Here is a 26,159-nt window from a genome sequence, read left to right as displayed (position 1 = left end):
TATTGTAATTTTTTAAAATTACAAAAATAGTCTGCGGAATATATATAACTAGTAACCCCAAAGGGTTGTAGTATTTGTAGTTGTACCAAAAATAGACGTATTCCCTTTTGATAAAAAAGAAACAGCTGCAAATGTATTTTGGTTTAATTGATTCATTATAGTTATATAATACTCACCAAAAGTATTACTTTTAGCCTTATAAAAAAACTAAAATATTTTTTTTGCAATATTCTTATCTTGATTCAATATTCGTTTAAAAAAAACGACTAATTGTAATAAGAAATGAAAAATCTATAATTAATTATAAATGAAAGTATTTTCTAAAGAACAGATTTACGAAGGGGATGCCTTAACCTCAGAAAAACAAAAGATATCCTCAACCGATTTAATGGAGCGAGCTGGGTCACAAATTTTTAATTGGTTACATGCCCGTATGCAAGGTGCTCAAGTACCAATTCATGTGTTTTGTGGCATCGGAAATAATGGAGGCGATGGGTTAGTAATTGCTAGGCATTTAATTACTCACGGTTATAATGTAAATACGTATGTTATTAATTGTAGCGATAAGCGCTCTAAAGATTTCCTTATTAATTATGATCGTATTAAAAATGTTACTAAAAAATGGCCAACTCTATTAAGTTGTGCCGAAGAGTTTCCGGAAATGCATCCAGATGATATAATTGTAGATGCTGTTTTCGGAATAGGTTTAAATAGACCTATAGATGAATGGGTGAAGAAGTTATTTATGCATTTTAGAGCCAGTAAAGCATTTACATTATCTATTGACATGCCTTCTGGTCTCTATCCTGATAAAGCAATAGACGATGAAGATGCCGTTGTTTGGGCAGGATTCACGTTAAGTTTTGCATCGCCAAAATTAGTTTTCTTTTTACCAGAAACGGCTAAATACACTATACAATGGGAAGTTATTGACATTGGGTTAGATCAGGAGTTTTTGTTTACAACTGAAACCGAGGTTGAGTTAATAGGGAAGCATGAAGTATTACCTAATTACATTCCCAGAGAAAAATTTTCACATAAAGGACAGTTTGGTCACGCCTTAATTATTGGTGGTAGCTACGGAAAAATTGGCGCAGTTACTTTAACCAGTAGAGCAACTTTATCTGCAGGTGCAGGTTTAGTTTCAGCCTTTGTTCCAAAATGCGGATATCATGCTTTACAAGCCTCTTTTCCTGAAGCTATGGTGATTACTGATACAGATGAAGAAAAAATAACATCTATAAAATTTGACATTGAACCAACAGTTGTTGGTTTTGGAATAGGAGTAGGGACAGACGCAAAAACAATAACAGCTTTTACTTCTTTTTTGAAAAAAAACAAAGCGCCATTAGTCATTGATGCTGATGGTGTAAATATTCTTTCCAAAAAGAAAAATTTATTAAAATTATTACCGCAAGCTACCGTATTAACACCACATCCTAAGGAATTAGAGCGATTAATTGGTGTCTGGGAAAATGATTTTGATAAATTGAATAAAATAAAAGTATTTTCAAAAAAGTATAACGTCATAATAGTTGTAAAAGGCGCTAATTCAATTACCGTTTCTGAAGATAAACTTTATGTGAATACAACAGGAAACCCAGGACTGTCTACAGCAGGAAGTGGAGATGTTTTAACTGGCGTTATTACAGGATTAATTTCTCAAGGTTACAGCCCTTTAGTAGCCGCTATTTTTGGAGTGTATTTACATGGAAGATCTGCCGATATTGCTGTTGAAGATTTTGGATATCAAAGCCTAATAGCCAGCCATGTAATTGATTATATAGGAGAGGCTTACCTTGATTTATTTAAGCAACCAGAACAAGTTCAACCTCCGCAAGAGAATGGAAATGAATAATAAAAAAAGCCGCAAATTGCGGCTTTTTAAAATATAATTCAATTAGTTAAATATTATGACTATTAAATAATTCAATTAATTTTTCACTTGAAGGTCTTGGTGCATTTGAATCCACAATATTTCCTTCAGCATCTATTAAAATAAACTTTGGTATACCCTGAATTTGGTATTCTTGCACAAAATTAGAATTCCAATTATTATCTGCAATTAACTGTATACCACTTAATCCTTTTTCATTAACCATGGTCTTCCATTTTTCATGATTATTAGGCGTATCAATAGAAATACTTACAAATTCAATATTCTTATCATGATATTTTTTTTCTACCTCTTGTAAATAAGGTATTTGTTGTATACATGGCCCGCACCATGTTGCCCAAACATCAATATAAACATACTTTCCTTTTAAATCATCCAAAGACATTTTTCCACCAGCATGATTTTCATAATCAACAAATTTAGGAGATGGCTTTCCCTTCTTTAAAGCTGTAAGTTTATTATACTTTTCAGCAATTAATTTATTGTTTTTTTCGTTTGTAGAATTTTCAGTATACATCTTATAAAATGCATCAACATCTTTAGAGTATGGTATATTAAAGTTTGCAAAGTCAAATATGAGTGTATTTTTAATCGTTTCCTGTTCTATATTAGCCATACTACTTAAAAAAACTAAATCATAAGACATAGAATCTTTTTTACTTAACGCCCTTGCTTTAATACTATAATAGTCATTTACAAGACCCTTGTAATTACTAGAGAATTTAAAATCTTCAACATTAGTATAATCTAAATCTTTAAGCTCATTTAAAAAATTATCAGAAACTTTAAATTCCTGATTTTTTGTAAAATATTGATGTCCTCTTTCATAAGTATTCAGTTTACTTAAATACCCATAATTTAAGTCTCTCTTCTCTTTTTCAACATAATCACTTGGTAAACCTTTGGTATTATTTAATAATTTTTCTTGTGAAGCTTTAAATTCTAGCATACTCGTTTTATAGTCAGCTTCATTTTTTTGAAAAATTTCAGCACTCTTCTTTGAGAGATCCATTTCTGTTTTTCTTTTTGCAATAATATAATTATTAATCTCTGCGCCATTACCAGTTATAACTAATGAGTTTTCAAAATCTGTTGCATCGTAAGTTATATTTAAATTGTCCCCAGACTTAACTTTAAGAAAAACAGGATTTTTACTATCAAAAAGGATGTAAGAGCTTATATCTGTACTTAGTGTATCAGTAAAAGTACCGTCTGGAGCAACATCTATTTTCTCCTCAACACTTCTGTCTTCAGTATTAATAGTTAAATCTCCATTTTGTTTATTGGTTATTTTACCAGAAATGATAGCATATTCTGGTTTAACTTCATTTTTACATCCAATTAAAGTTATTGCAATAGCAATAAAAAAAAGTTTTTTCATTTTATGATTTTATTTAAGCACCAAAAATAGGGAATCGTAAAAGCGTTTCAATTCAATTTGATAAATTATTAACATTTAAAAAGCGTAGAGAACCTTACAACTTATAAATCAACTTTTCGTATTCAACAATCTCTGGGATAATATCAAGTGCAAACAGTTCTTTTTGAACATTCAAAACTGTTTTTTCATCAATTAACTCTTGAGACCATTCGGTAATACTTAACCATTCTTGAACATCTTCAAGCTTTTGCTCGTAACGGTTGGCAATGGATTTATCAATACTTGGTATATCTTTAAAGTCTGAAGTTGTGTTATTGATAATTTCTAAAATCGTTTTTAAATCGCTCTTATTGTTTTCAATAAAATCTTCTCTCACAGCAATAACAAAACAAGGCCATGGAGAAGGGCAGTTGTCAATGCGTCTAAACACACCACTATCTACAATAGGTTTTGTGGTGAATTTTTCCCATAAAAAATAATCAGCTTTACCTTTAGTTAAACCTTCAACAGCACCATCAAGATTTTTTATCACTTCAAAATCAAGATCTTTTTCTAAATTCCAATTGTTATTTTCAGCATTTATATATGCCATTAAATGCGAACCAGAACCATATCTACTAATTGCAGCTTTAGTACCTTTTAAATCTTTGACCTCTTTATAATTTGAATCGTGAGCTACATGAACACCCCATACAAGAGGTGTTTTTACAAATGTTTGCACAATTTTACTGGGGTTTCCGTCTATAATATCTTTAATAATTCCTTCAGTTAAAATTACAGCAATATCTATGTCGCCATTTCGTAATGCCTTACACATGGCACCAGTACCACCGTAATAATCATGCCAGCGCAAATTGATATTTTCATCTTTATATTCTCCGTTTTTTAGCGTTAAGTACCAAGCTAAGTTGAAATGTTCTGGCACACCGCCAATGTTTACTTTCTTCATTAAATCAATCCGTTTATTCTATAATTTTGTTAAGTGTGTATATTATTAAATTTTCAATAACTGTATTTGGGTTTTTACTAAAATCACCCAAAACTCTATTAGCTATAATGGCATTTAAAGATATAGCTTCATGTCCTAATAGCTTTGATAATCCGTAAATAGCCGAAGTTTCCATTTCTAAGTTAGTAATTTTAATACCATTGAAGTTGAAAGCATCCATTTTTGAATTTAATTCTGCATCTTGAATAGCTAACCTTAAAACCCGCCCTTGTGGACCATAAAATCCACCAGCTGTAGCCGTTAAACCTTTATGTGTTTTATTACTTTCAAACCTTTTTAAAAGCTTATCACTACTATTGACTACTATTGGTTTTGACTTGCTGGTATGCCAATGTGTTTGCTTAATAAAAGCATCTTCTATTTTTGTGTTACTTATTGTGTTTATTTGATACGCATGTAGCATTCCGTTAATATCAAGTGCATGTGCACTTAGTAGAAAAGAATCTACAGGAATATTATTTTGCAATGCACCAGAAGTTCCTATTCTAATAATATCAAGACTTATGAGTTTTTCTTTTACTTGCCTTGTTTTAAAATTGATATTAACAAGAGCATCTAATTCATTTAAAACTATATCAATATTATCAGGGCCAATACCGGTAGAAATTACAGTAATACGCTTCCCTTTGTAATGACCTGTTTGCGTTTTAAATTCGCGCTTTTGAGTTTCAAACTCAATAGAATCAAAATGTGCCGTCACTTTACTAACACGATCTTGATCTCCCACAAAAATGATAGTGTTTGCAATATTTTCAGGCTTTAAATTCAAATGATAAATACTTCCATCTGGATTTAAGATAAGTTCAGACTCTTTAATGAACATTCGTTACTGTTTTAACAAGTTTATTCAGTTTTTTGCTAAATTGAAAATCATATTTATTTACACCGCCAAATGCCATTTTACTATCAATTTTAGCAGAAAAATTTAGCTGACCAAGCAAAGCTTCATGCCCCATTCTATTGAGATTTAATAAATCATTTTCTTCAGTAAAAAAAATGTTTAACTTCTCTATTAGTCGTTCCAATTGCATATCGCCAAAACCATAGTAACCTTGGTAATTTAGCGCATAGCCTAATAAATGATGTTTTGATTTAATAGTGTTATCTCTTACAATTTCCAATATATTTCTTTCTAGAATATTTAATCCATCAATAGAGTCTGGAAAACGTTTAAGATGCGCTTTTAAACAATTACTTAAGTATTTAAATGAAGAACTTTGTACTATAAATGGTTTTAACAAATTATGGTCCTTACCACAATAAATACCCCAAACTGTTGTAGCTAAATTTATATCAGTTTTAGTTAAAATTACTTTGTCTTTATAATGGTTTAAGAGTTGTTCAGAATTTAGTTCACCTAAACCTTTTAAGGTTTTACTTCCAGATACTCTGCCACTACAAACTAAATATAGAGGAAGGCTTATCTTTTTTTGTTGAAGCAAGCTAATTACAGCTATCATATTTATATGACAAAACAAATCATATTCAAACCAAAGCACAATTTCAGAATAGCGTTCTGGATTACTCAATTGTTCTATTGCAAATTCTACTTTTTCTAGGTCTAATTCAACATTGTAAAACTTATTTAAAAAAGCCTCTCTTAATTCGATTAATTCTTTAGAATAAACTTTTTCTTTTGTGGGGCCCTCACAAAGCATTTCTTGCCAAGTAAGTTTCTCACCAACAATTTCTAACTCATTTAAATATTTAGTTACAACACCTCCGTTGGTAATATGTAATGGTTGTTTATTCATAAATTATCCGCCAACCCGTTTTACATTAAACCCTTTGTCTTTGAGCATTTGCATAATTTTATCACGGTAATCCCCTTGAATAATAATTTTATCATCTTTAAAACTACCACCTACACTCAATTTAGTTTTAATTTCTTTCGCTAGTATTTTGAAATCTTCTGTTGCACCAGTATAACCCTCAAGTATAGTTATTGGTTTCCCTTTGCGCTTTTCGTATTTGCAAAGTATAGGGTCATTCTGCATCCAAATACTTGAATCATTATTTGTATTAGGAGTTGTTTCTTCTTCAACATGACCTGGGAACAAATTTTTTAGTTGATCTTGTAAATCCATTGTTTTAGTATTTAATAAACTGAAAACTTATTTTTTCTTCAGTCCCAATTCAATTAAGCGCTCTTCTAGAAATTGGCCTGCTGTAATATCTTCAAATTGTTTTGGATTGTTTTCATCAATACAGCCTTCCAAAACATCTAATTTCATTTCACTAATAGGGTGCATGAAAAAAGGGATGGAATAACGTGATGTTCCCCAAAGTTCTTTAGGTGGGTTTATTACACGATGTATTGTCGATTTTAGTTTATTGTTTGTATGTCTTGAAAGCATATCGCCAACATTAATCATTAATTCATCAGCTTCTGCAATAGCATCAAGCCATTCGCCTTTATGATTTTGAACCTGCAAACCTCTTCCTTGCGCGCCCATTAATAGGGTTATTAAATTAATATCACCATGTGCAGCTGCTCTAACAGCTTCGTCGGGTTCTTGGGCTATTGGCGGGTAGTGTATTGGTCGCAAAATTGAATTTCCATTATGAATATAATTGTCAAAATAAGTTTCTTCTAATCCTAAATGTAAAGCCAAAGCACGTAACACATGTTTTGCCGTTTTTTCAAGCATTCTATAAGCTTCTTTTCCAATTCTATTGAATTCTGCTAGTTCGTTTACTACAACATTATCAGGGTATTCGGCTTTAAGTTTATCATTATTTTCAACATACTGACCAAAATGCCAAAACTCTTTTAGGTCTCCTTCTTTTTTACCTTTAGCACTTTCTTTCCCAAAAGACACATAACCACGTTGACCGCCAATTCCTGGGATTTCATATTTCTGTTTAGTTTCAGTTGGCAAACTAAAAAAGTTTTTTACTTCTTCATATAAATTATCAACTAAAGCATCATCTAAAAAATGCCCTTTAAGTGCCACAAAACCAATATCTTCATAAGCCCTTCCTATAGCTTCTACAAAATTTTGTTTTCTAACTGAATCATTAGAAAGAAAGTCTTTTAAATTAACACTTGGTATGGTATTCATAAGGTGCGATTTTAAAGTGAGTATAACACAAATGTACAAAAACATTCAAAGTTATTTATACTGCGTTATATGCAATTATTCCAACTAATAAACACTAATTATAGTATATTTGATAATGAAATAATCATTTCTTTGTGAAACTTCTAATATATCAGTCAAAACACAAAATGATAATTTTATGGAGGTTACATGTAACCATTAAAAAACAATAGATATTAGCACATGAAAACAATAAATTCTTTATCTAACATAGATTATAATACTACGCAATTAGATAATAGCATGCTACTTTCCCTATATAGGAATATGTTAAAATCAAGGTTGATAGAAGAAAAGATGCTTATTTTATTGAGACAGGGTAAAATTAGTAAATGGTTTTCTGGTATAGGGCAGGAAGCTATATCTGTTGGAGTAACTATGGCTATGCAAAGCAATGAATACATTCTACCAATGCATAGAAATTTGGGTGTTTTTACAACTAGAGAAATACCACTTTATAGATTATTTGCACAATGGCAAGGAAAAGCTTCTGGCTTTACAAAGGGTAGGGATAGATCATTTCATTTTGGAACCCAGCAATATAAAATTGTTGGAATGATTTCTCACCTAGGCCCACAATTGGGTGTTGCAGATGGTATTGCTTTAGCTTCAAAATTGAAAAACAAAAAACAAGTTACAGCAGTTTTTACTGGTGAAGGCGGAACTAGTGAAGGGGATTTTCATGAAGCATTAAATGTGGCATCTGTATGGCAATTACCTGTTTTATTTTGTGTTGAAAATAACGGTTACGGTTTGTCAACTCCAACAAATGAGCAGTATAACTGTAAAGATATTGCAGATAGAGGTTTAGGATACGGCATAGAATCTCATATTATAGATGGCAATAACATTCTTGAAGTTTACACTAAGGTTAGTCAATTAGCAGAAGATATTAGAAAAACCCCCAGACCTATATTATTAGAATTTAAGACTTTTAGAATGCGCGGACATGAAGAGGCGAGTGGTACAAAATATGTTCCACAAGAACTTATGGATACTTGGGCAACTAAAGATCCTCTAATAAATTTTCAAGCCTTTTTAAAAGAGAATAATATTTTAAATGAAGCTGATGAAGTGACTTTTAAAGAAGCCATTGTTCATGAAATTAATGAACATTTAAAAGTCGCTTTCGCGGAAGAAGACATCAAGCCAGATAAAACCAAAGAGTTAAATGATGTTTTTCAATTATTTAATTATCAAGAATTTAACCATAAATCAAACTCTGAAGAGATTCGTTTTATAGATGCGATTTCTAGTGCTTTAAAGCAGAGTATGGAAAAGCATTCTGATTTGGTAATTATGGGTCAAGACATTGCTGAATACGGTGGTGCTTTTAAAATTACTGATGGGTTTGTAGAGCAATTTGGAAAAGAACGCATACGGAACACTCCAATTTGTGAATCTTCAATCGTAGAAACCGCCATGGGGTTATCCATTGCTGATATAAAAAGTGTTGTAGAAATGCAATTTGCAGATTTTGTGACTTCTGGTTTTAATCCCGTTATAAACTATTTGGCTAAATCGTATTATAGATGGAATCAAAATGCCGATGTGGTTATCAGAATGCCTTGTGGAGGTGGCGTGGCGGCAGGACCATTTCATTCACAAACAAACGAAGCTTGGTTTACAAAAACACCAGGATTAAAGGTGATTTACCCAGCGTTTCCTTATGATGCTAAAGGCTTACTAAATACCGCAATTAACGACCCAAATCCTGTGTTATTTTTTGAGCATAAAGGCCTGTATAGAAGCATTCGGCAAGATGTACCTGTTGATTATTTCACACTACCTTTTGGTAAAGCATCACTTTTAAAAACAGGACAAGATATTACTATTATCGCCTATGGAGCAACTGTGCATTGGGCTTTAGAAACTTTAGATAATAATCTTGATATTTCGGCAGACCTAATTGATTTAAGAACACTTCAACCTTTGGATGTTGAAACTATTTATAATTCTGTTAAGAAAACTGGTAAAGCCATTATTCTTCAAGAGGATTCTCTTTTTGGAGGTATTGCTAGTGATATTTCAGCAGGAATTATGGAGCATTGTTTTAAATACTTGGATGCACCAGTAAAACGTGTTGCAAGTATGGAAACTCCAATCCCTTTTGCAAGTCAATTAGAACAACAATATCTTCCTAAAAACAGATTTGAAATGGAGCTGAAAGCTCTTTTAGCTTACTAAGTTTTTATTATTATTTAATACGGTATTTAAAACAAAAATGATTGAATCATTGTAGTTGCCGCCAAAATAACTCAATCATTTAACTATTTTATTTCGTTTCTGCTTCCGAAAGCATAAATGGATAAGCATCCTTTACTTGTTTTTCTTCTGTTTTTGATAACTTATCAGCAGTTTTACCAAGTACATTCAAACTATAAGTTTGTCGCAATTCATAATACGCTTTAGTTAATTCATTTTGAACAGCAACAAATGTTTTATAAGTGGTTTGCTTGCCGTTTTGTAAAGATACAACAGCTTCTTTTGGACTATCAGAAGACTTTACATCTTTAAATCCGTTACAATAGCTACAACTACCATCACCATTATTATCTAAGAAGGTTTTAGTGATGTCTTTTAAATATTCTAATGGGATGATTTCATTTTCAATCATGACTTCATCATTATTGTTAATTATAATTCGCAAAATGTTTCGTTCATTTATATTGCTCGTGCAATCTGTTCCTTGCGGACATGCTCTAGGGAGTAATCTGTTAATTCCTGCATCAGAAGATATTGTAGCGGTTACTAAAAAAAAGATGAGTAATAAAAATGCGATGTCTGCCATAGACCCCGCATTTACTTCTGGCACTAGTTTTGAATGTCTCATAAATTATAGATTTAAATGTTAATGTGTTGATTAATTCACAAAAACAATACCATAACTATAAGACCTTTAGATTAGTGAGCGTATCTCTTAGTACCTTTCCAGACGCCAAGATCTGAAGTTCGAAAATCTATAATACGCTTACTAGCCAATAAATTTTCTTGAGTAATACTATTTAAATGTTTTGATATTTTGATTATTGATTTCATTTTGATTGATTGATTGATTGATTGATTGATTGATGAAAGTTTGGTTTAAAAGGCGTTACTACTATTTGTAACGTCTTTTGCTATTCCATGTGTTACTTTTAGTGCCGTTTAATGTTCCTGTTAAATGGTTGTTGTTTAAAGTTCTCATAATTTTTGGTTTTAATTGATGATTAATTATTTATTGTTTTTTGATTATACTAGATAGACGACTAAATAATAATTTTGTTACAGTACTATGCATAACAAAGTAATAAATTAACAAATTTTAACAGTTTTTGGTAGGAGAGAAGTCATAAAAACAAATGATTATATGTTTTAGGAACGGTATTTGTTAAACCATTATTAAATAATATAATTAAATCAGGTGTATTTCTAATAAAGAAATATCTTTGAAAAATAATACAGCGTCATTTAGAATGATAAATTATATGAGATTGATGAAACCTTATGTTTTATTACTTTTTTTTATTGGCTGGTCAATAGCTACTCAAGCACAAATAGATAATAAAAAGAAATCTATTTCTATTCCTGCAGTTGAAAGCAAAAAAGACTCAGCAGACACAAGCTTACTAACCCCTTCAAAACCAATAGAAAACGAAAAAACTATTGGTTTGAATTTACCAAAGGCGACTCCAAACCTTGAATTACCAAAAAAAGAGTTTTCCATGTTTCCAGAAGAAAAATTTGGAAACCCTGGAGAATTGTATACTAAACAAATAAACAAAAATATAGATAATTTAAAGCTAAGCGAAAAGGAAGTAGCTTTAAGAAACGGTAGCAAAGTAGATCAATATTTTGGAGATTTTAAAAGCACAGCTAAGTTTGTAAATGTAGTATATCGTGATCACGGTTATGTTGACGGAGATATTATTCAAGTAAGGCTAAACGATGATATTATTCATGCCCGAGTATTTTTATCTGGAGGTTTTAAAGGCTTTAAGCTAGATTTACAAAAGGGATTTAATAAAATTGATTTTGTTGCCTTAAATCAAGGTGAGTCTGGACCAAATACTGCAGAATTTAAAGTTATTGATGATAAAGGCATCATAGTGTCACAAAACCAATGGAACCTTGCCACTGGTGTTAAAGCTACTGTTATTGTTGTTAAAGAGTAATCTTTTTATTACTTTAGCATAAAAATACTTACATGATGAAGTCACTGGTATTATCTTTTATTATTTTTTTATCATTTTCAAATTTTTCTTCATCACAGATGCTGGAAGAATACACTTGAATATTAGAAAACTTAAATATTAACAATGTAATATATCCTTCATCCTCGGAATACCCTATAACTGATGATGGCGGCAATAGAATTCTTTTGAATTTTAATGAATCCCTAAGTACATCTTTTGATACCTCAGTTTGTGGTTTGTTAGAATGTGAATTTAGTACAGTTCCAAATTCGTTAAATTTCGAAGTTTTATCTACTGAAACTACTTCTGATGCCTGTGCTAATTCAGGAGACCAAGAATTTGAAAATTTGTATTTTAATTTCTTTCAGCCATTGACCACATATAATTATTCAATAGGATGTCTACTTAGTGGCGATGCATGTTTCTTAACAATATTCGCACCAAATGGTGATGAGGCCAATTTTTGGAATGGCCTACTAACGACGACCACTAGTAAAAATAAAGAAATAGATGTATCAATCTATCCAAACCCCGTTAAAAACGAATTATTTATTTCATCTTCAAATAATAATCTAAAAAATAATGAAGTAGAAGTATATGATTTACTCGGAAAACTGAGAATTTCACAAACGCTATCTAATTCAAAATCTATACATGTGGAAGACTTATCAATAGGTGTTTACATGCTTAGAATAAAAGATGATTCTGGAAACACAACTACTCAGAAGTTTGTGAAAATTTAGCGAATAATTTCATCGATTATAATCAATTCCTCCTCAGAAAAATCCAAACAATCCAAAGCCTTCACGTTGTCTTTTAATTGATTAGAAGAGCTTGCACCAACCAATACAGAGGCTACCTGTTTCTGCCTCAATATCCAGGCAATGGCCATTTGTGATAGTTTTTGCCCACGTTTTACAGCAATAGTATTTAGGCTTTGAATCTTTTTAATATTAGTATTTACCGTATCAGCATTTAAAAATATCGAATCGTTTCCTGCTCTAGAGTTTTTTGGTATGCCTTTTAAATACCTATCAGTCAACATACCTTGTGCTAAAGGTGAAAAAGCAATACACCCAAGTCCAGTATCATCTAATGTATCTAAAAGACCATCTTCAACCCAACGGTCAAACATAGAATATTTTACCTGATTTAAAATAAAAGGCACATTTAAATCTTTTAGCATTGTAGCAGCCTTTTGAGTATCTTCTGGCCCATAATTAGAAATACCGGCATACAAAGCCTTTCCTTGGCGAACAATGTCTGCAAGTGCCCCCATAGTTTCTTCAAGAGGTGTGTCTGGGTCTGGTCTATGATGATAAAAAATATCAACATAATCTAAACCCATACGCTTTAAACTTTGGTCTAAACTTGAAATTAAATATTTTCTAGAACCAAAGTTACCATAAGGACCAGACCACATATCATAACCAGCTTTAGTGGCAATAAACAATTCATCTCTATAAAGCTTAAAATCTTGCTTAAAAATAGTTCCAAAATTAGTTTCGGCAGAACCGGGTGGTGGACCGTAATTATTTGCTAAATCGAAATGTGTTATACCTAAGTCAAAAGCAGTTCTAAGAATATCTCTTGAATTTTCAATATCATCAACAAAACCAAAGTTATGCCATAAACCTATAGACAACGCAGATAAGAGAACACCACTTTTTCCAGAACGTTTATAAGTCATTGAATCATATCTAGCTTTATTTGCTAAATATTTTTTTACTCCAGGTTTATCGTTGGTTTCCATGTTATAAAATTAATAGAATCAAATGTATAAATTGTAGTGATAAGATAAGTTATAGGTATTCAATAATTTTAGCAATTAAATTTAATCCTAAATAATAGATAGAGAATTTGGCTTTAATATTTTTAAATGAATTGTTTTTCAATAGCTTAGAAGTGTAATTTTAAAATAACTTCAAGAAATCATTTTAATTTTTTTCAAACTGTTAATATTACTTGAATAATTTCACCAAAATCATGCTTGAGAAACCCTTTAAAGATGTTATTTTTGCACGTTGCAAAATTTAAAGTATGTCTACAAAAGCAGAATTAGAATTAGAAGAAAGAGTAGAGGGCAAAAATTTATATAGTTACCAAAAAGGTGCTATAGATAAAATTTTTACAGCTTTTGAAGAGTCACCTGAAGATTACCACTTACTTTATCAATTACCTACTGGTGGTGGTAAAACAGTGATTTTCTCCGAAATAGTTAGGCAATATCTAAAACATCATAAAAAGAAAGTTTTGGTGATGACTCACCGTATTGAGTTGTGTAAGCAAACATCAAACATGCTAACAGAATTTGGTGTTCATAACAAAGTTGTAGATAGTAAAGCAGATTTAAGTGATCAAGCTGAGTATAGCTGTTTTGTAGCTATGGTAGAAACCCTAAATAATAGGCTAAATGATGACAAACTCGATATTTCTGATATTGGACTAGTTATTATTGATGAAGCACATTATAATTCTTTTACAAAACTATTTAAATTTTTTAGTCAATCTTTTATTTTAGGAGTTACAGCAACTCCTTTAAGTTCTAGTATTGAATTACCAATGACTGACAACTATGATGAATTAATTGTTGGTGAAAGTATAGAATCTCTTATAGAAAATGGTTTTTTGGCGCGTGCCGAAATGTTTACTTATAATGTTGGATTAACCTCGTTAGTAGTTGGTGCAAATGGTGATTACACTGTTAAATCATCAGAAGACTTGTATACAGATAACGACATGCTATCCAAATTGATACAAGCTTATGAGGAACGTGCAAAAGGTAAAAAAACACTTATTTTCAATAACGGTATAACCACGTCTTTACATGTGTATGACACTTTTAGAAGGGCTGGTTATCCTGTGGCACATTTAGATAATACAAATACTAAAAAAGAACGTGCTATGATATTAAAATGGTTTAAGGAAACACCTGATGCCATTTTAACTTCAGTAAGTATTTTAACCACTGGTTTTGATGAACCTACGGTTGATAGTATTATTCTTAACAGAGCCACAAAATCGTTAACACTTTACTACCAAATGATTGGTCGTGGGTCACGTATATTAAAAGACAAGAAAACGTTTTCGGTTATCGATTTGGGTAATAACTTCCATAGGTTTGGCCCTTGGGGAGATGGTTTAGATTGGCAACGTATATTTAAATCGCCTACCTATTATTTAGATTCTATTTTAACGGATGATGAGTTAGAAAGCAATTTTAGATATGAAATGCCTGATGCCTTGCGTGCTGAGTTTGCAAAATCTGAAGATGTACATTTTGATGTTCAAAAAACATATGTAGATTCTATTAGAGCTGGAGAATCTTCAAAAGTTGTGTTAGTTCGTTCTATAGAACAGCATGCTAAAATTTGCATTGAAAATAGTGAAGATGTTTATGATGCGCTTGCATTAGCCAAACAACTTGGTGATGATATTGATTTTAGAATACAACGCTATACCAAGTGCATAAGTAAAAGTACATACAATTTTGTAGATTGGTTAAAAGGAGATTATCGTAAAAAACTAAATTCTTATTTACGTACCAATTTTGATGAGGTATTTGAACAGATTCATGGGTTTCCGCCTGAGGATTAGTTTGTTAATATTATTTTGATTTCTATTGCTATTGTAAAAAAATTCAACTAACTTCGTTTAACGTCTGATATAAAACATTAAAACGTTTCATATCAACGGAACATTGTAGCCAATTTCAAAAAGCAATTTAGAATGTTGAATTTTTTAAAAAAAACTAAACCTAAAAACATTCAAATTAAGTGTTATGAAGCTCGATTAGAAATTAACGGAATTGTGCTAACTTTTCCAACTAACTACAAGACATTAGTTGAAATTTTTGGCGAGCCTTCTAAAAAAAGTAGAACAAAATTAACACGGTCATATATAAACTGTTGGGATAAATATGGGCTTTACTGTAATTATGCTTCTTCCGGTAATATTTTAGGATTTAGTCTTATTCTATCCAAAAATCACAGCCTTGAAAACTTCCCTAATCAATTCTTTAAGGGAGAAATTTTTGATTCTAACAAAAAAATAAACTATCACGAGCTTACACAAATAGGATTTGAAAATTATGTCTTGAAAAAAATGACATATCAAGGAAAAAAAAAGCCTTATGCTATTTCTATAAGGTTAAATCTAAACACTAGAAAAGAAATACCCCGCGATAAATATTTAATCAAAGAACAGAATGAGGAAAAAATCACTTTCAAGGATTTTGGGTTCAAATTAGCAATCATCCAAGAATTGATGTATAACAAAGAATTATTAAAACCGAAATTCAATCTAAATGAATTTGCTTTGTGGTATAAAAAGCGAAAAATTAATCTTGAAAAAGAGGGTTACGGACCGATTAAAGAAGTAACCCAGTATTTCAAAGATTTAACTATTCCCAAAAACTTAGCTTTCGAAATCAAGGAAATCTACCAAGATGGCGGAAACGAAATATATTTAAACTTGATACGTTTTGGGGACGGCAATGAAAAATATTGGGATATAGAGAGTTCTGAAGATGCGAAACACTTCGAAAATCTAAAAAAAGTGTCACTTTGTTATGCCAAAGAAAATGTTCTTAATGAGCTTAATGAAGCTGGAATAAAAACAGAATGGTTATAAAACTGGCTATAAAAAAACCTACAAACAATACGGGCATCGGGCTTAGTCGCAGGGTTTGCGTATTTTTATGATGTCCGCAAAATCTTTTGGATTTTGCTCTAGACAGGAAAAAACAAATCAAAACAAAAAATTTCGCTATGTGTGTGGCGGAAAGTAAACGCTAATTTACTCCCGTACTGTTCATAGCTCAACCGTAAACGAACCTCTACAAAAATCAACAATTTTCCATTTCAAAATATTATTTAGCAAACACGCACGCGTTAGGGATTGAGGCATTTGTTGAAGCTCCCCGACATAGGAGGGAGCGACTGCCGAAAGCCCGACCCTTGTGGTAACGCCCAAATAATTATTTTTATGCTTTTTATCCGATAATCCTGCGATGAGGCTATTAATACACTGATTATTATAGCGTCATGAAAATAAGGCGTATCTTTGTGATATATTAACTCATAAAACCCAGTAGGAGTATTAAACTATGGCAAAATCGCAAGTAACATTTAACAAAATTGAAAAAGAAAAAAAACGCTTAAAGAAGAGAGAAGAAAAGCAAAAAAGGAAAGAGGCTAGAAGAGCTGAAGCCAAAGAAAATCCACAAGGAATTCAGTTTGCTTATGTAGATTTTAATGGAAATTTAACAGATACACCGCCAGACCCGGCAATGCGTGAAAAGGTTGAAGCGGAAAGTATTGAATTGGGCATCCCAAAGAAAGAGGATAGAGAAGAGGAAGAGCCTGCAAACAAAGAAGGTAAGGTATCTTTCTTTGACCATTCTAAAGGTTTTGGTTTTATTATAGATAGTATAAACCAAGAAAAATATTTTGTTCATGTTAGTGGTTTACTTGAAGATATTGAGGAAAACGATAAAGTTACTTACGAGCTAGAGCGTGGGCAAAAAGGCATGAATGCTGTTAGAGTTAAGAAAATTTAAATTATAGTTTCTGGGGTTTTACCAGAAATTCATTATACAAAAGGCTAAATATGAATGTATCGCGAAAAACGATTCTTATCATTTTAGCCTTTTTTGCTGTTTATGTTATTTGGGGTGCTACCTATATGCTAAACAAAATAGCTGTGTCGCAATTAGCGCCCTTTTTTTTAGCTTCTATAAGGTTTCTTGTGGCAAGTGTTTTCATTTTTATTATGGCAAAATTGTCTGGTATTAGTCTTTCTATTACCAAAAAACAATTTATAAATGTAAGTATTGCAGGGTTACTATTTTTAACTTTAGGAAACGGATTAGCCGTTGTAGCTCTAAAATATATTGACAGTGGTTTTGCGGCATTAGAGATTTCTTCGCAACCGCTAGTAGTCCTAATTATGATGCGTGTTTTATTAGGAAAAAAAATAAAAATCATGTCTTATATTGGTGTGGCATTAGGGTTTATTGGTGTGTTTTTATTGGTAAGCCAAAAAGAACTTATTAGTAAAGATGGCCAAATATTTGGTATGATTCTAATATTTGTTTGTATGCTATGTTGGGCATATGCTAGCATTTTTGTGGGTAAAGCAGATATGCCAGTAAATCAATTTGTAAATACAGGTTACCAAATGCTTACAGGAGGTGTTATGCTAAGTATTACAAGTTTATGCTTAAATGAACCTTGGTTATTACCAAATGTTTGGCAAAAGGAAGTACAATGGTCCATGCTAGGACTTATTGTTTTTGGAGGCATAGTTGCTTTTACATCGTTTAACTATCTTTTAAAGGAGGTGTCGCCAGAGAAAGTGGCAACTTCAACGTACGTAAATCCTATTATAGCTTTAATTTTAGGCTGGTGGGTTTTGGATGAACATATAACCTTACAATCTATAATTGCAGCAGCAATTTTACTAACTGGCGTGTATTTTATAAATACTAAGCGCAAGTTTAAATTTAGAAATATTGGACGTTAAACAAGTCATAAAATTTATGATTATAAGCACTTTGTCCTTTGCTTGTATGAATGCTTTAGTAAAACATTTAACAGATATTAGTGCGTTTCAAATTGTGTTTTTTAGATCTGTAAGCTCGTTATTTTTTACATTTGGATTTCTACTAAAAAACAAAATTTCTATTTTAGGAAATAACAGAAAACTATTAGTTTTAAGAGGTCTAGTAGGCGTTACCTCCATGTCCTTGTTTTTTATGGCTACTAAATATCTACCTATAGGGGCCGCAGTTTCCTTGCGTTATATGGCTCCAATATTTGCCGCAGTTTTTGCTGTTTTCTTTTTAAAAGAAAAAATAAAATGGTTTCAATGGTTATTTTTTGCCATGGCCTTTGCCGGTGTTGTGATTTTAAAGGGTTTTGACTCAGACTTGGATGCTTATGGTTTAGTTTTAATTTTTATTTCAGCGCTTTTCAGTGGTCTAGTATATATTGTAATTAGCAAAATTGGAAAAGGTGATCACCCAGTTGTTGTGGTTAATTATTTTATGGTAATTTCTACTGTTGTAGGCGGAGTGCTATCTATTGGTAATTGGGTAAATCCTTTAGGCATACAATGGCCAATGTTATTAAGTTTAGGCCTATTTGGCTATTTTGGGCAAATTTATATGACCAAAGCTTTCCAAATAGCAGCCACAAACCAAGTGGCTCCATTAAAATATGTAGAAGTAATATTTACACTATTATTAGGAGTGTTATTATTTAGTGAAACATACACCCTTTATAGTCTTTTAGGAATAGCGATGATAATATCAGGATTAGTCTTGAACGCTTTATACAAAGGAAAAAATAGATGATACTAAAATTATAAATGGGATTATAATTTGTAATTTTGTTGCCATCTATTTTGTAAACCATAATTAATGACATTCAAAAACCGAATTAACAAATATAGAAGAAAAATCATGCACCGTATTACCAAAAATATTGGTAGTACATATTCTGAACCCAAAAAAGGTGAGATTGATATTTCTGAAATTAAACAGGTTTTAATTATAAGGCCAAATCATCGTCTAGGAAATCAATTATTACTAACACCACTTGTACAAGAGGTTATTAATACTTTTAAAGATTGTAAAATTGATTTATTTGTAAAAGGAGGTGTAGCACACCCGGTTTTTGAAAACTATACACAAATAAATACTATTATTAAGCTTCCTAAAAAGCCTTTTAATAACTTATTTCAATATGCAAAAAACTGGATATCAATTAAGCATAAAACTTATGATTTGGTTATTAATGGTGATAAAAACTCATCTTCTGGGCGCTTGCTAACGCAAATGGCTAAGGCAAAAATTAAAGTGTTTGGAGATGTTGATGAAATCGTACAAAAAAAATTTAAAGACTACGAACATATCTCAAAATATCCTATTTATAATTTAAGACATTATTTATCAAAACTAGGATTATCTGGCGAAGATAAAAGTATGCCTGTTCTAGATATTAAACTAAATGAAGCTGAAAAAGCAAATGGTAAAAAAATATTAAACGATATTACTAAAAACGAAAAAAAAACGATCTGTATTTATACTAATGCTACAGGAAATAAATGTTATTCGGAAGATTGGTGGGGAACTTTTTACAGCCAATTAAAAACGGAATATCCAAATTATAATATTATCGAAATGCTTCCTATCGAGAACATATCAAAAATTAATTTTAAAGCCCCGCATTTCTATAGCAAAGATTTAAGAGAAATGGGAGCTATAATACATAATACGAGCCTATTTATTGCGGCAGATAATGGCGTAATGCACTTGGCAAGCGCTTCTTTAACGCCTTGTGTTGGTTTCTTTAAGGTTACTAAACCAAAAATTTATGCCCCCTATGGAAATGGAAGCGTAGCCCTTCATACCAAAAAGACTAACATTGATGATTGGTTTGTGGCTATCGATAAGATTTTAAAATAAGTTTTAACAGACTATTTGGTATTAAATAAACTAAGATTTTTTAATTTTAGAAATAATGTTTATTTAATTGAAATGAAATTTTCCAGGTTTTTTGCTTGTTTGATTTTTATGGCTTTTTTGTCGTGTAAATCGTCAATGCCAAAGTATACGACTTCTCAACTAAAAACCTTTGAAACTCTTATTGAAAATAAAAAATTCACAATAGAGTCAGATAGGGCATATCCGCAGGTTAGTAATGCTATGCAACAAGTTTTAAACTCAGGTATTCTTTTACCTAATAGTTCCGCTGGTTCTATAAGCTTAATAGGGAATTCAAACTTTTTAACTATTTCTGGCAATAGCATATCGTCATATCTTCCATATTTTGGAGAACGTCAAATGAATATTGACTTTAGTGGTAGAGACAGTGCTATTCAACTTTTGGGGCTTATGGAAAACTATACAGTGATTAAAGGTAAAAACCATAGTATTTCCATAAAATTTGATGCAAAAAGTAAACTTGAAAGTTTTAAAACTTACATTATACTATATCCAAATTTAAAGGCTGATATACAAATAGTAGGAGCTACTAGATCTCCAATTTCTTATTCTGGCAAAGTAGAATTGTTGGATGAATAAGGCGTATTTTAAAATATGTATTTCATCTATTCATCGTGTAATTTCATAATTCAATCGATTTTTTTGCTCAACAACAACCGTAATTAGTTAATTTTGAGTCAATTAATAAAACATCCCTAATGAAAAAATTAATAGCCCTACTAAGTTTCACTTTCTTGTTTAATTGCTTTAACGCACTTCAAGCACAAGAAACGAGCGAAATTCCTGAGAATTACAAAAAACGCAGTCCTATCTACGATTATTCTGAAAGACAATTAAATAACGTTGATACTATTCCAGATTTTGCATCAAAATCACAAAAACTAAAAATCACAGGAACTATTTATGAAAGTGATGGTAAAACTCCAGCTAAAAATGTTCTATTATTTATTCATCATACAGATGAAAATGGAGATTTCAAGTTAAAAAGACAAAATAAAAAGCGTTATGTTCATCATAGAGGTTGGATAAAAACCAACGCAGATGGTAAATATACCTTTTATACTTTTGTTCCTGGAACTTATATTTATGGTAACGAATTAAAGCAAATACTGCCCATAATTAAAGTACCAGGTAAGCCAGAAACAAAAATTGAAACGTTTCTTTTTAATGACGACCCTCTATTAACAGGTAAATGTAGAACTAAAGTTGAAAAAACTAATCCAAACAGAATTCTTAAACTGGATAAAAAAGAAGGATTATTTGTTGCAATAAGAGACATTATTCTAGAGAAAGAAGCTACTACAGAGTACTAATATCTTATAGAAAACAAATTACAATTTCTATTTGATTTATGGCTGGTAAAATAAAACATCAATTGGTTAAAAAAAGTGATAAAATATCCATTTACATCCCTTAATTTTACAATCTTAATATTAGAATGAAACATAAAGTAATTGATTATTAAATCGCTAAAAAGAAACATTCAATAATTAAGAATATTTTAAAGCTCTCGTATATCGAGAGCTTTTATTTTTAAAGGAAATGTAACTTGAATATTACTACATTTGAATTTAAATAAAATCATTTAAAACATGAGAACTTCTTAGAATATTAAGCGCAGATAAATATTGAAGGAAGTTAGTTTTTTTGTATTAAAAAGTTAATTTCGCTTTTTTTAACTTATGTCCACTAATAGCTTTTCAATTATAAACCCTCAAAAATTCCCGTTTTTTTATGGGTACATCGTATTAGTTGTTGGCAGTATTGGTGTTTTATTTAGTATTCCTGGGCAAACTGTAGGTGTTTCAGTCTTTACAGACCCTGTGAAAGACGCTTTAAATTTATCTAGGAACCAATTTAGTAGTGCTTATATGATTGGTACTTTACTTAGTGCTTTTTTTGTAACGCGTGCCGGAATATTATTCGATAAATTAGGAGCAAGATATGTTGCCTTTTTTGCATCAGTATTATTAGGAGTAACCCTATTGCTATTTTCTCAATCTGTTAGCATTACTCAAACATTTCAAAATCTGTTTAGCACAACAAGTTGGCTGGTTGCTTTTACAATAATAACCCTACTTTTTTTCATACTTCGTTTTAGCGGTCAAGGAGTTTTAACGATGGCTTCTCGTAATATGGTGATGATGTGGTTTGATAAAAATAGAGGCAAAGTAAACTCTATAAGCAGCATTGCTGTATCCTTTGGTTTTTCAAGCTCTCCATTGCTAATAAATGCTCTAATTGATGATTATGATTGGCAAATAAGCTGGCAAATTATGGCTGTTGCATTATTTGTATTTTCTATCATTATACTTCAATTTTACAAAAACAAACCAGAAGATTTTGGTTTACAACCAGATGGCACAATGGTTTTAACTAAAACAAAAAGTAAAACCATTAATATACAGGTTAAAAATTTCACATTAAAAGAAGCAAAAAAAACGCGTGCATTCTGGATTATTGGATTGGTTTTAGCATTCAATAGCTTTTTTATTACAGGACTTACATTTCATGTGGTTTCAATTTTTGAAGCTCACGGTTATTTAAAAACGGAGGCTATTGCTATTTTTATACCCATTTCCGTTATAAGTATTATAGTTTCTACAGTAGCCAATATTTTAAGTGATTATATACAACATAGAATATATATATTAATCATGATTGCAAGTGGTATAGTTGCTGCTTTAGGACTATATTTTTTAGCATTTAAAACAGGAGTATACCTTTTAATTTTGGGACTTGGTATTTTGGGTGGCCTTTTTGCTGTGGTTAATGCTGTAACTTGGCCAAAGTATTACGGACGTAAACACTTAGGTGCTATTACTGGTAAAACTATGAGTTTTCTAGTTATTGCTAGCGCGTTAGCTCCAACCTTGTTTAGTTTTTCTTTTAGCATCTTTAATGATTATAAGTATGTTGCATTAATCGCTCTCTTATTCTTATTTGGATTAATTGTTGGTGCTTGGAGGTTAAAAAAGCCGTAATAGTGATTTGCATATTAACCATAATAAAAGTTAGCTTTAACTCAATACTGTTTAGTGTTTTTTTTGACAAAACACTATCTTTATTTTTTCAAAGGAAATTGAATCTGTTCTGAGAAGGCAATTAAAAAACTTTTGTTTTGCTAAAGGATTGATTAAGGGTATTTTTCAATCAATATTTTTTGTCCTATTTTAATCACAGAGTTGCGTCTAATATGATTAGCCTCACAGATAGAAGCAATACTTACATTATTGTTTTTAGAAATTCTAGATAAAGTATCACCAGGTCTCACCACGTAAATAGAACGCTGCTTAATTAAACTTGCTATAGCTTGTTCTTCAGTAAGCAAAGGTTTTATTTTGCTTTGTCTTGTTGAATTATGAAAAATAGGTTGTGTCCATTTTTTAGTTACCCAAAGTTCTTGGGCTCTAATTCTATTGTTATCATTAAAATGGAATAAATATTCTGGGTTTATAGAAATACCTTTATAATTTACAACCAAATGCAAATGGCTACCGCGGGCATTTCCTGAAACGCCTCCTTTACCTAAATAAGCACCTTTAGCTACAGTATCATTTTCTTTAACACCATATTTCGACAAATGGGCATACACCGTTTCTAGTCCGTTGTAATGCCTTATCACTACTGTTTTTCCATGACCGCTAGTGTATCTAGACATTCTTACAACACCATCAAGCATTGCAAAAATACTGTCGCCAGTAATAAGATCTATATCTATACCTTTGTGTGCTCTTCTACCTCTCCAACCATAGCGAGAAGTTATCACTTTAGCTTTTCCTATAGGAGAGCAGTATGTAGAATCTTCAAACTGTAATTGTAATGGAAATTGAAGTTTTATTTCTTTTTTATAAGGGTTATAAACAGTAGGGTTCCAATATTCAGCTTTAATATCTGGTTTTTCAGGTTTTGCAATGTTTTCTAATTTTGTTGTATTTACAGATTGAATAGAATCAGCAACAATAGCTTCTATAGCTTTAGAAAGCTTTAAAATATCATTTATTCGCTTTTGGCCAGAAGCATTCAATGATAAAAGAAAAAGTAAGGCAGCAATTAATAACTTCATTCTAAAAACTGATTAAATATAATTTTCAGGTTTTGCGAATTTAAATATTATTGGCCTCGTTTTAGTATTTCTAATATTTGAGTTATTAACATAGTATTTCACACAACTTAAATATTCTTATACTTAAAAAGTTATTTATGAAAGCAAATATGCAAGTTTATAAAGATGTGAGTCAGTAACAAAATAGCCGAACCACCCACAAATATTATTTCTTTACAGGAATTGGTTTTAATTTAATAAAACCTAAAGTATTTAATAGTTTTATAATTAAATACGTAATATCTATCTCATACCATTTTACACCAAAATTAGCTCTATTAGCATATTTGTGATGATTATTATGATAGCCTTCTCCCATCATCAAAAAATCAAACCGAAAAAGGTTTTTGCTCGTATTTTTCATTTTAAAATTCACATAACCATAAATATGACCAAACCAGTTTATAATTACACCGTGAATTGGAGCCATTAAAAACGTAATTGGTAATAATAGCCATTGCCACCAAGCCGTTACAAAAAAAGCGAAAAACAGAATGTAAATTGCTATCCAAAGTAATCTTGAAAAGCGAGAACTTGCAAATCCATCAAAACCTTTCCATTGCGGAACGTTTTTAGTAAAACGTTGATCAACAGTAATGCGCTCTTTATTAATATCTTGGTAGATGGTTTTTGTTCGCCACATCATAGCAAATAAATTAGCATCATGCGATGGCGAATGTGGATCCTTTTCGGTATCAGTATAGGCATGATGCATCCTGTGCATAATACCATAACCATACGCACTTAGATAACTAGAACCTTGAAAAACCCACGTTAAAATAAAGGTAATACGTTCCATCGTTTTCGACATGGTAAATACTTGATGTGCGGCATAACGATGTAAAAAGAAAGATTGAAAAAATAAACCTCCATACCAAAGTATTAAAACAAACAGAACAACAAGCATATATATTTTTTCACAAATATAATAGCACAATATGTTCTAAACAATGAACCTAAATCAATAAATATAAATTACAAACGTTTTCTAATACGGCTTAAGGCCTGTGCTGTAACACCTATATAAGAACTGATATATTTTAGCGGAATTACTTTTATAAGTTCTGGACGCTCTTTAAAAAGTTTTATATAACGCTCTTCAGCAGTAAGGTTTAATAAATTTTGCTCTCGTTTAGATTTTAATAAAAAAAGACGTTCTGCAGTTAATCGCCCAATTAAGTTTCCAATTTGAGTAGTTTTATAGACCGTTTGTAAATCATCATAAGTAATACTTACAATAGTTGTTTCTGTAAGAGCTTGCAATTGATATGCCGATGGTGTTTGTGATAAAAAGGAATCATAAGCACTTACAAATTGGTCTTTAAAGCTAAAACCGAAAGTGATTTCTTTTTCTGGGTTATCTTTTGGAATAAACAAACGCACCACACCAGACTCTATAAAAGAAATATGATTCTCTATAATATTTATCTTTAAAAATACAGCTTTTTTAGGTATAACACGACGCTGTAATTTGGATTTAAAAAAAGCCCAATCTTCTTGTGAGATGGTTGCCACCTGATCTAAATATGCTTTTATCTGTTCCACTACTAATAGACCTAAAAATTAAAAGTGTAAATATAAGGATTCATGTATTTAATAACACAAAATTAAAAGTGCGCCAGCTATAATTAAAGTATTTTTTTCAAACCCTTTTTTTTAACCTATTTTTGCAACTTTAGTAAATTAAAGAACTATTTAGTCAGACTTAAGACGAAAAATAATAGAAAAGATGTTTAGAAATTTTATAAATAAATTATTTAACCGAAATAAAGAATCGGACATTAAAGAAGGAAAGGTGAAATTTTTCAATTATAAAAAAGGATATGGTTTTATAACTGTTAAAGATTCTGGTGAGGAGATTTTTGTACACACTAAAAATCTTATCGATAAAATTAGAGATAAAAACAGAGTAACCTTTACTATTGAAAAAAGCGCAAAAGGCCCGATTGCCGTTAATGTGCGTGTCATAAAAAAATAGG

At 31.0% G+C, this 26,159-nt stretch carries 26 protein-coding genes; 14 read left to right on the top strand and 12 right to left on the bottom strand.

Going from position 1 to position 26,159, the window contains the following annotated elements:
• Nucleotides 1-307: 307 nt before the first annotated feature.
• Nucleotides 308-1,858 (top strand): NAD(P)H-hydrate dehydratase, encoded by a 1,551-nt coding sequence (locus Q0870_RS11870; protein ID WP_298555731.1) that lies wholly within the window; start codon nucleotides 308-310, stop codon nucleotides 1,856-1,858.
• A gap of 46 nt (nucleotides 1,859-1,904) precedes the next feature.
• Here the strand turns inward: Q0870_RS11870 and Q0870_RS11865 are convergent, their stop codons facing one another.
• From Q0870_RS11865 to Q0870_RS11840, 6 genes are all read right to left on the bottom strand, one after another.
• Nucleotides 1,905-3,278: a TlpA disulfide reductase family protein gene (locus tag Q0870_RS11865; RefSeq protein WP_298555730.1), complete on the bottom strand. Its 1,374-nt coding sequence runs from the start codon at nucleotides 3,276-3,278 to the stop codon at nucleotides 1,905-1,907.
• Nucleotides 3,279-3,372: 94 nt separating this feature from the next.
• Entirely contained in the window at nucleotides 3,373-4,227 is an 855-nt protein-coding gene (locus tag Q0870_RS11860) for a substrate-binding domain-containing protein (protein WP_298555729.1), read from the bottom strand.
• 13 nt (nucleotides 4,228-4,240) lie between these two features.
• Nucleotides 4,241-5,110, bottom strand: a complete 870-nt coding sequence (locus Q0870_RS11855; protein WP_298555728.1) for a nucleoside phosphorylase — start codon at nucleotides 5,108-5,110, stop codon at nucleotides 4,241-4,243.
• The gene (locus tag Q0870_RS11850) at nucleotides 5,100-6,041 is read right to left on the bottom strand and encodes a DUF1835 domain-containing protein (protein ID WP_298555727.1); all 942 of its coding nucleotides are present in this window, start codon (nucleotides 6,039-6,041) and stop codon (nucleotides 5,100-5,102) included. The genes Q0870_RS11855 and Q0870_RS11850 overlap by 11 nt, the downstream gene beginning before the upstream one ends.
• 3 nt (nucleotides 6,042-6,044) lie before the next feature.
• Nucleotides 6,045-6,374: a translation initiation factor gene (locus tag Q0870_RS11845; protein ID WP_298555726.1), complete on the bottom strand. Its 330-nt coding sequence runs from the start codon at nucleotides 6,372-6,374 to the stop codon at nucleotides 6,045-6,047.
• Between the two features lie 27 nt (nucleotides 6,375-6,401).
• Nucleotides 6,402-7,352, bottom strand: a complete 951-nt coding sequence (locus tag Q0870_RS11840; protein ID WP_298555725.1) for a 2-oxoglutarate and iron-dependent oxygenase domain-containing protein — start codon at nucleotides 7,350-7,352, stop codon at nucleotides 6,402-6,404.
• 222 nt (nucleotides 7,353-7,574) lie between these two features.
• Here Q0870_RS11840 and Q0870_RS11835 point away from each other — a divergent pair, with 222 nt between their 5' ends.
• Nucleotides 7,575-9,578, top strand: a complete 2,004-nt coding sequence (locus Q0870_RS11835; protein WP_298555724.1) for a dehydrogenase E1 component subunit alpha/beta — start codon at nucleotides 7,575-7,577, stop codon at nucleotides 9,576-9,578.
• Between the two features lie 88 nt (nucleotides 9,579-9,666).
• On the opposite strand, the gene Q0870_RS11830 is transcribed toward Q0870_RS11835, so the two are convergent.
• Nucleotides 9,667-10,224, bottom strand: coding sequence for a biopolymer transporter ExbD (locus Q0870_RS11830; protein WP_298555723.1), 558 nt, complete (start codon nucleotides 10,222-10,224; stop codon nucleotides 9,667-9,669).
• A gap of 595 nt (nucleotides 10,225-10,819) precedes the next feature.
• Here Q0870_RS11830 and Q0870_RS11825 point away from each other — a divergent pair.
• Nucleotides 10,820-11,545, top strand: a complete 726-nt coding sequence (locus Q0870_RS11825; protein WP_298555722.1) for a hypothetical protein — start codon at nucleotides 10,820-10,822, stop codon at nucleotides 11,543-11,545.
• 28 nt (nucleotides 11,546-11,573) lie between these two features.
• Here Q0870_RS11825 and Q0870_RS11820 read toward each other — a convergent pair whose 3' ends face one another.
• Entirely contained in the window at nucleotides 11,574-11,741 is a 168-nt protein-coding gene (locus Q0870_RS11820; RefSeq protein ID WP_298555721.1) for a hypothetical protein, read from the bottom strand.
• Between the two features lie 10 nt (nucleotides 11,742-11,751).
• Here Q0870_RS11820 and Q0870_RS11815 point away from each other — a divergent pair, with 10 nt between their 5' ends.
• Complete coding sequence (locus tag Q0870_RS11815) at nucleotides 11,752-12,309, top strand: T9SS type A sorting domain-containing protein (RefSeq protein WP_298555720.1); 558 nt, start codon at nucleotides 11,752-11,754, stop codon at nucleotides 12,307-12,309.
• Here the strand turns inward: Q0870_RS11815 and mgrA are convergent.
• Complete coding sequence (mgrA, locus tag Q0870_RS11810) at nucleotides 12,306-13,319, bottom strand: L-glyceraldehyde 3-phosphate reductase (RefSeq protein ID WP_298555719.1); 1,014 nt, start codon at nucleotides 13,317-13,319, stop codon at nucleotides 12,306-12,308. The genes Q0870_RS11815 and mgrA overlap by 4 nt on opposite strands.
• Before the next feature lie 287 nt (nucleotides 13,320-13,606).
• Here mgrA and Q0870_RS11805 point away from each other — a divergent pair, with 287 nt between their 5' ends.
• From Q0870_RS11805 to Q0870_RS11765, 9 genes are all read left to right on the top strand, one after another.
• On the top strand, nucleotides 13,607-15,163 hold the full coding sequence (locus Q0870_RS11805) for a DEAD/DEAH box helicase family protein (protein WP_298555718.1): 1,557 nt from the start codon (nucleotides 13,607-13,609) through the stop codon (nucleotides 15,161-15,163).
• A 132-nt stretch (nucleotides 15,164-15,295) separates the two neighbouring features.
• Nucleotides 15,296-16,198: a hypothetical protein gene (locus Q0870_RS11800; protein WP_298555717.1), complete on the top strand. Its 903-nt coding sequence runs from the start codon at nucleotides 15,296-15,298 to the stop codon at nucleotides 16,196-16,198.
• A gap of 475 nt (nucleotides 16,199-16,673) precedes the next feature.
• A complete protein-coding gene (locus Q0870_RS11795) occupies nucleotides 16,674-17,126 on the top strand; it encodes a cold shock domain-containing protein (RefSeq protein WP_298555716.1) in 453 nt (150 codons plus the stop codon).
• A gap of 50 nt (nucleotides 17,127-17,176) precedes the next feature.
• On the top strand, nucleotides 17,177-18,091 hold the full coding sequence (locus Q0870_RS11790; protein ID WP_298555715.1) for an EamA family transporter: 915 nt from the start codon (nucleotides 17,177-17,179) through the stop codon (nucleotides 18,089-18,091).
• Between the two features lie 16 nt (nucleotides 18,092-18,107).
• Nucleotides 18,108-18,923 (top strand): DMT family transporter, encoded by an 816-nt coding sequence (locus tag Q0870_RS11785; RefSeq protein ID WP_298555714.1) that lies wholly within the window; start codon nucleotides 18,108-18,110, stop codon nucleotides 18,921-18,923.
• A 66-nt stretch (nucleotides 18,924-18,989) separates the two neighbouring features.
• Nucleotides 18,990-20,036: a glycosyltransferase family 9 protein gene (locus Q0870_RS11780; protein WP_298555713.1), complete on the top strand. Its 1,047-nt coding sequence runs from the start codon at nucleotides 18,990-18,992 to the stop codon at nucleotides 20,034-20,036.
• 135 nt (nucleotides 20,037-20,171) lie between these two features.
• Entirely contained in the window at nucleotides 20,172-20,654 is a 483-nt protein-coding gene (locus Q0870_RS11775; protein WP_298555712.1) for a DUF4251 domain-containing protein, read from the top strand.
• A 119-nt stretch (nucleotides 20,655-20,773) separates the two neighbouring features.
• Entirely contained in the window at nucleotides 20,774-21,388 is a 615-nt protein-coding gene (locus Q0870_RS11770) for a hypothetical protein (protein WP_298555711.1), read from the top strand.
• Between the two features lie 369 nt (nucleotides 21,389-21,757).
• A complete protein-coding gene (locus Q0870_RS11765; protein WP_298555710.1) occupies nucleotides 21,758-23,059 on the top strand; it encodes an MFS transporter in 1,302 nt (433 codons plus the stop codon).
• A gap of 152 nt (nucleotides 23,060-23,211) precedes the next feature.
• On the opposite strand, the gene Q0870_RS11760 is transcribed toward Q0870_RS11765, so the two are convergent.
• The 3 genes from Q0870_RS11760 to Q0870_RS11750 form a co-directional block, all read right to left on the bottom strand.
• Entirely contained in the window at nucleotides 23,212-24,141 is a 930-nt protein-coding gene (locus tag Q0870_RS11760; RefSeq protein ID WP_298555709.1) for a M23 family metallopeptidase, read from the bottom strand.
• Between the two features lie 205 nt (nucleotides 24,142-24,346).
• Nucleotides 24,347-25,087, bottom strand: coding sequence for an acyl-CoA desaturase (locus tag Q0870_RS11755; RefSeq protein WP_298555708.1), 741 nt, complete (start codon nucleotides 25,085-25,087; stop codon nucleotides 24,347-24,349).
• Between the two features lie 68 nt (nucleotides 25,088-25,155).
• Nucleotides 25,156-25,725 carry a Crp/Fnr family transcriptional regulator gene (locus Q0870_RS11750; RefSeq protein ID WP_298555707.1) on the bottom strand — a complete coding sequence of 190 codons (570 nt, stop codon included), beginning with the start codon at nucleotides 25,723-25,725 and terminating at the stop codon, nucleotides 25,156-25,158.
• 184 nt (nucleotides 25,726-25,909) lie between these two features.
• Here Q0870_RS11750 and Q0870_RS11745 point away from each other — a divergent pair, with 184 nt between their 5' ends.
• Nucleotides 25,910-26,158 carry a cold shock domain-containing protein gene (locus tag Q0870_RS11745; RefSeq protein WP_363317961.1) on the top strand — a complete coding sequence of 83 codons (249 nt, stop codon included), beginning with the start codon at nucleotides 25,910-25,912 and terminating at the stop codon, nucleotides 26,156-26,158.
• The last annotated feature ends 1 nt before the right edge of the window (nucleotide 26,159 follow it).

It is taken from the genome of uncultured Algibacter sp. (genome assembly GCF_947487575.1).
Taxonomy (GTDB): domain Bacteria; phylum Bacteroidota; class Bacteroidia; order Flavobacteriales; family Flavobacteriaceae; genus Algibacter_B.
Note: the sequence above shows the minus strand (reverse complement) of the source record. Positions and strands in the feature narration are given on the sequence as shown.